This window comes from Candidatus Protofrankia californiensis (assembly GCF_900634765.1).
GTDB classification, from domain to species: Bacteria; Actinomycetota; Actinomycetes; order Frankiales; family Frankiaceae; genus Protofrankia; species Protofrankia californiensis.
This window is the reverse complement of record NZ_CAAAFT010000479.1, coordinates 1-5,066: the sequence shown is the minus strand read 5'-3', so window position 1 is coordinate 5,066 and position 5,066 is coordinate 1. Positions and strand designations below refer to the sequence as shown.

Sequence of the window (5,066 nt, the reverse complement as noted above, 5' to 3'; positions counted from 1 at the left end):
ACCAGGCCGAGGACACCGCTGGCGACCACGTTCACGGTGAACGTGCCCCAGGGGAACAGCATGTCGTGGCGGGCCTGCACCGCCCGGTCGGTCAGGTAGCGCACCGGGGCGCCGGCCATCGCCCCCAGGATCACCAGCAGCCAGTTCACCGGGCCGCCGTCCGGCCGGTGTAGCGGATGACCTCGACCTCGTCGATGATCACCAGGCCTTCGGAGACGAGCTCGTCCAGCTGCGGCAGAAACGCGCGTACCCGCGGCTCGTCATCGACGATGAGCACCGCCACCGGCAGGTCCTGGCTCATCGACAGCAGCCGCGTGGTGTGCACGATCGACGAGGCGCCGAACCCCTCCAGCCCGCGGAACACGCTCGCGCCGGCCAGCCCGGCGGCATGGGCACGATGCACGATCTCGGTTGCCAGCGGACGGTGATGCCACATGTCGCCTTCCCCCACGAACACCGTCAACCGCAGCGCCCGACCTGTCAGCCTCATCGCGCCCACCTCGCCGTCAGCGGTCGTCCCACCGTGCCATCAGTGACCGTTCCACCGTGCCACCAGCGATCGTCCCGCCGCGGCCGCCGCCCATACCGCACCCAGCGCCAGCGCCGTGGTCAGCGCCAGGTAGGCCAACGCCATCCCGGCCCGCCTGGCGTTGACGAGCTGTCCGGCGTCGACCGCGTAGGTGGAGAAGGTCGTGTACCCGCCGAGCACACCGGTGCCGAGGAACGGCCGCACCAGCGGGTGCACCGCACGCACCTCGGCGATCATCACCATGAGCAGCCCGATGGCTGCGCATCCCGTCGTGTTCACCATCAACGTCGTCCACGGGAAGGCGCCTGCCGGGGTCGGCCAGAGCAGCGACGCACCGTAGCGGGCGCATGCCCCCATCGCCCCGCCGGCCGCGATCACCGCCAGCAGCGGAACCGGCCCGCGGCGCAGCTCCGGGCGTTGTACCGGAATATGCAGATCTACATCGGGATCGGTGGGTTTGACGACTTCCTGCGACCGGGTGCCGTCCATGCGTACCTCCCTGGCTGGATAGCCTCCTATATAGCCGGGTGTCACCAATACAGACGCCACTACGCTTGTCGCCCCCCGGACCCGCCGGAAATCGGAGCATGCCCTGTGTGGACGTACGATGACGCCCGACTGCCGCGAGCGTTGCGCTTGGTGGTCATTGTCGCGCTGTGGGCTGCCGTGGTTGCGGCCTGTGGTGAGGGAGCTGGGTCGTCCGGACCCGTCTCGCCGCCGACGAAGGCTTCGGGATCGCCGGGAGGCCCTCCGGCGTCGCCGTCGGTGTCCGCGGAGGGGAGCGGTGGGGCGCAGCCGGTGAACGTGTACGCCTTTGCCGGGGCGAACCAGCTCAGCCCGGCCGTCCGCGGCGCTAAGGAGCTGGTCTACGTTCCCAACAGCGACAGCAACACCGTCGACGTGATCGACCCGGCGACCTTCAAGGTGATCGACCATTTTGTGACCGGTCGTGCTCCTCAGCATGTCGTCCCGGCATGGGATCTGTCGACGCTGTACGTGACCAACAACCTGGGTAACAGTCTCACCCCGATCGACCCGACCACCGGGAAGATCAAAGGGCCGAACATCCCCGTCGCCGACCCGTACAACATGTATTTCGCCCCGGACGGGAAGTACGCGATCGTCGTCGCCGAGGAACTCCAGCGGCTGGACTTCTACGACCCGCACACCTGGCAGCTGCGCACGCAGGTGAAGGTCGACTGCCCCGGCGTCGACCACGTCGACTTCTCCGCTGACAATTCCTTCTTCGTTGCCACCTGCGAGTTCTCCGGCAAGCTGGTCAAGGTCGACCTGCGGACGCCGTCGGTCGTGGGCTACCTGACGGTCGAGGGCATGCCGCAGGATATCAAGCTTGATCCGCGGGGTGAGGTGCTCTATATCGCCGACATGATGGCGAACGGTCTCCACCTCGTCGATCCGGTGCGGTTCCAGAAGATCGGATTCCTGGCGACGGGTAAGGGCGCGCACGGCCTCTACCCGAACCGGGAGGCGACCGCGATGTACGTGTCGAACCGCGGTGAGGGCTCCGTCTCCGTCGTCGATTTCACGACCCGCCAGGTCCAGCGAAAATGGCAGATCCCCGGTGGCGGCAGCCCGGACATGGGCGGGGTGTCCGCCGACGGGTCGGTGCTGTGGCTGACCGGACGTTACAACAGCGAGGTCTATGCGATTTCCACCAAGGACGGGAGCCTGCTGGCGCGGATCAAGGTCGGTCCAGGCCCGCATGGCGCCTGCGTCTGGCCCCAGCCCGGCCGTTACTCCCTCGGCCACACCGGCATCCTGCGCTGACCGGACCTTCGCTGCCCGGACCTGCGCTGTCCGACCGGGCCGTGCCAGCGCATAGCATGATCGGGATGCTCGCGATGAGGCGGCGTGGGGCGTGGGGTTCCCTGTCCGGACACGGGTTACCGGACGTCCCGGTTCACGTGCGGGCGGCTGACACGGTGCCTTTCACCCCGACCGCCTGGTAGACAGCGGCGGTCGATCGGGTGGGGAGCATCGTGACCGTGCCCGCTCCCGCAGGTGTGCCCGCCGTGCCGGCACCGACCTGGACCTGTCCGCTCCGGCGGCGGTACGCAAGCCAGCGGGCGTACTCCCGGGCGGACGGCCGCAGCCCGCGCACGAGCGTCAGCCCGACACCGTGCGCGGCCAGCAGGTCGCGCAGGCGGCGTGGATGGACGAAGAGCGCGGGGTCGTGGATGCCGACCGGCGGGCCGCCCGGCAGCCGTTCGGCCAGGCGGACCATGGTGATCCGGCAGAACAGGGTGTCGGCGAGCGTGTCCACGACCAGTGTGCCTCCCGGTGCGAGCACCCGGGCCAGTTCGGCGCAGGCGGCCGACAGGTCGGTGAGGTGCTCGAGCACCTCACCGGCAACCACGCATTGCAGGGATGCGTCCGCGAACGGCAGCCGCAACGCGTCTCCGCAGACGCCGACCACACCGTGGCGGCGGGCGGACGCCAGCGCGGAAGGCGAGATGTCGATGCCCACGTGACGCCACCCGGCGAGGGAACCGGTCAGGTGCGCGGCGAGGAGCCCGCCGCCGCAGGCCACGTCGAGCAACGGCGCGCCGGCCCTGGGCGGCTCCGGGATCAGCCGGGCGCGGGCCTGGGCCAGCCAGTGCAGCGCAGCGAACCGGCCGTCGGGCAGCCACCATTCGTCGGCGAGGTCCTCGTACTGCTCGGGGTCGTTGCGCGGCCGGTGTGGCAGACGGGCGTCGAAGCCGCGTCGGGACGATCCGATCGTCATGTTCGGCATGACCATCCGCCTTTCCTCAACGCTTCCGTACGGATGCTCGATCCGCACCTCTTGCACGCAGGGTCGCACGGAGCGCGGCCAGGGGCCGGGTTTCGCGCCGAGGCCGCGTCCAGCGCCGCCGGCCGGGGCTGCGAAGCGCGCGACCGCAAGGGCGCTACCGCAGGTTGGTCCCGGCTGCGATCAGTAGTGCCGCGTCGAGCGCCGCGAGCAACATCGTCACCTGGAATGCCCGGCGACCACCGGGTGCGACCCCGGCGGCGGCCAGACCGACGCACACGGCGAAGCCGGCGAGCGCCGGGCGGGACGGAGGCCACGGTCCGAGGGTGAGCAGCGCGGACGCGGCGGTGAGCAGTCCGGCGGCCAGCAGGCCGGACGCACGGGCGCCCAGCCGGTGCGGCAGGCCGCGCACGCCCGTGCGCTCGTCGTCGTCGAGGTCGGGCAGGGTGTTCGCGAAGTGCGCGCCTGTCCCGAGCATGCCGCCGGCCGCGACGAGCCACACCGGCGGCACCGGATGTCCCGGCAGACCCGCGACGACGAACACGGGCAGGAGCCCGAACGCCGCGGTATAGGGGACAACGGACAACGCCGTGGCCTTCATACCCAGGTTGTACGCCCAGCCGCAGGCCACGCCCACGAGGTGTGCCGCACCCGCCGGCAGGCCCGACGCGAACGACAGCGGTACGCACACGGCCGCCGCGACGAGTGCGGCCCGGCCGACAGCCCGTACCGGGAGATCACCGCGAGCCACCGGCTTGTCCGGCCGCGCGGTCGTGGCGTCGCGGCCGCGGTCGATGTAATCGTTGCTCCACCCGATGGAGAGCTGGCCGGCGAGTACGGCGGAGGCGACGGCGACGAGGCCGGCCATGGACCGTCCGGTCGTGGCGGCGAGCGCGGTCGCAACCGCGGTGACGGTGGCGGTCGGTTCCGGATGGCACGCTCGCACCATCGCTGCGGCGCGGGTCACAGCCGGTAGGGCTCCAGAACCTCGATCGGGCGGGTGACCTGCGGCTTTGCCGTGGCGGGACCACCTCGGGCCGGGTAAGCCGGGCGGTCATGGTCTGCTCCTCGCTGTATGCGCTGACGCGGAACATGTTCCGGTTGATGGTGCTGCGGATCCGCGACAGAACGACCCACGCCGGCGCCATCGCCCACACCCGAACACACAGGGCACCGCTCGCTCCCAAGCGTTCCTGGATCTACGTCCAAGATTCTCATCTCCAATCAATATGTAGAGTAACCGTCCTTTGGGGATTATTTCAGGCAGCCGGGCTCCACCTCCGGCCAGATCACCGCAGTTTGCGTACACAATGCGCATATCATCATCTTGATATTGATCTGGAGATGGGTCCGTGAGAGGCACCGCAGGTCATCCCTGAAGTCGCTATGGATGGGTTCTCCTACTTGCAGACGATGAAAATTGGGGTGGTGCGCTCGCGACGACCCCGGCCAAGACGCGACCACGGTCACGGCATCACCGTGGTGCGGTCGGCCATCTCGATCCCGCCCAGGGACGATGAGGACCGGACCCCACATACGCAGCCTCAGCCTCTGCCGAACCTGTTTCAATCCCTTGTAGGGGCGATGAGGACCGGAGCCTGGCAGGGCCGTGACCACAACGTTTCCGCTCCGTCCGGATGGTCAGCTCCGGGAATGCGTTCGTGGAAGAATACGAGGCCTGTCATGTCTTGATTCCGCTGGATGTAACAGACCCCTCTCGGTCCGGGCGCCGAGTGAACGCGGCTCGGTAGGCGCTGGGTGTGAGTCCAGTTCGTTTCGACAGAT

6 protein-coding genes are annotated in these 5,066 nt (G+C 69.2%); 1 reads left to right on the top strand and 5 read right to left on the bottom strand.

What is annotated here, in order from left to right; translation table 11 throughout:
• From DD1DGNOD_RS24705 to crcB, 3 genes are all read right to left on the bottom strand, one after another.
• Nucleotides 1–149, bottom strand: a 149-nt coding sequence (locus DD1DGNOD_RS24705) for a fluoride efflux transporter FluC (RefSeq protein ID WP_206443414.1), incomplete at its 3' end; no start/stop codon positions are given.
• On the bottom strand, nucleotides 146–490 hold the full coding sequence (locus DD1DGNOD_RS24700) for a DUF190 domain-containing protein (RefSeq protein ID WP_131764941.1): 345 nt from the start codon (nucleotides 488–490) through the stop codon (nucleotides 146–148). The genes DD1DGNOD_RS24705 and DD1DGNOD_RS24700, both read right to left, overlap by 4 nt.
• Nucleotides 491–529: 39 nt before the next feature.
• Nucleotides 530–1,018, bottom strand: a complete 489-nt coding sequence (gene crcB, locus DD1DGNOD_RS24695) for a fluoride efflux transporter CrcB (protein WP_131764940.1) — start codon at nucleotides 1,016–1,018, stop codon at nucleotides 530–532.
• Nucleotides 1,019–1,123: 105 nt separating this feature from the next.
• Between crcB and DD1DGNOD_RS24690 the strand changes: the two genes are divergently transcribed.
• Nucleotides 1,124–2,317 (top strand): YncE family protein, encoded by a 1,194-nt coding sequence (locus DD1DGNOD_RS24690; RefSeq protein WP_131764939.1) that lies wholly within the window; start codon nucleotides 1,124–1,126, stop codon nucleotides 2,315–2,317.
• A 133-nt stretch (nucleotides 2,318–2,450) separates the two neighbouring features.
• On the opposite strand, the gene DD1DGNOD_RS24685 is transcribed toward DD1DGNOD_RS24690, so the two are convergent.
• Both DD1DGNOD_RS24685 and DD1DGNOD_RS24680 read right to left on the bottom strand, forming a co-directional pair.
• Nucleotides 2,451–3,290 (bottom strand): methyltransferase domain-containing protein, encoded by an 840-nt coding sequence (locus tag DD1DGNOD_RS24685; protein ID WP_206443413.1) that lies wholly within the window; start codon nucleotides 3,288–3,290, stop codon nucleotides 2,451–2,453.
• A gap of 148 nt (nucleotides 3,291–3,438) precedes the next feature.
• Nucleotides 3,439–4,248 (bottom strand): UbiA family prenyltransferase, encoded by an 810-nt coding sequence (locus tag DD1DGNOD_RS24680; RefSeq protein ID WP_241255963.1) that lies wholly within the window; start codon nucleotides 4,246–4,248, stop codon nucleotides 3,439–3,441.
• Nucleotides 4,249–5,066: the final 818 nt, after the last annotated feature.

Excerpts from the sequence above, each read along its gene's own strand:
- DD1DGNOD_RS24700 (WP_131764941.1), bottom strand. The coding sequence starts at position 490 with ATGAGGCTGACAGGTCGGGCGCTGCGGTTGACGGTGTTCGTGGGGGAA.
- crcB (WP_131764940.1), bottom strand. The coding sequence starts at position 1,018 with ATGGACGGCACCCGGTCGCAGGAAGTCGTCAAACCCACCGATCCCGAT.
- DD1DGNOD_RS24685 (WP_206443413.1), bottom strand. The coding sequence starts at position 3,290 with ATGGTCATGCCGAACATGACGATCGGATCGTCCCGACGCGGCTTCGAC.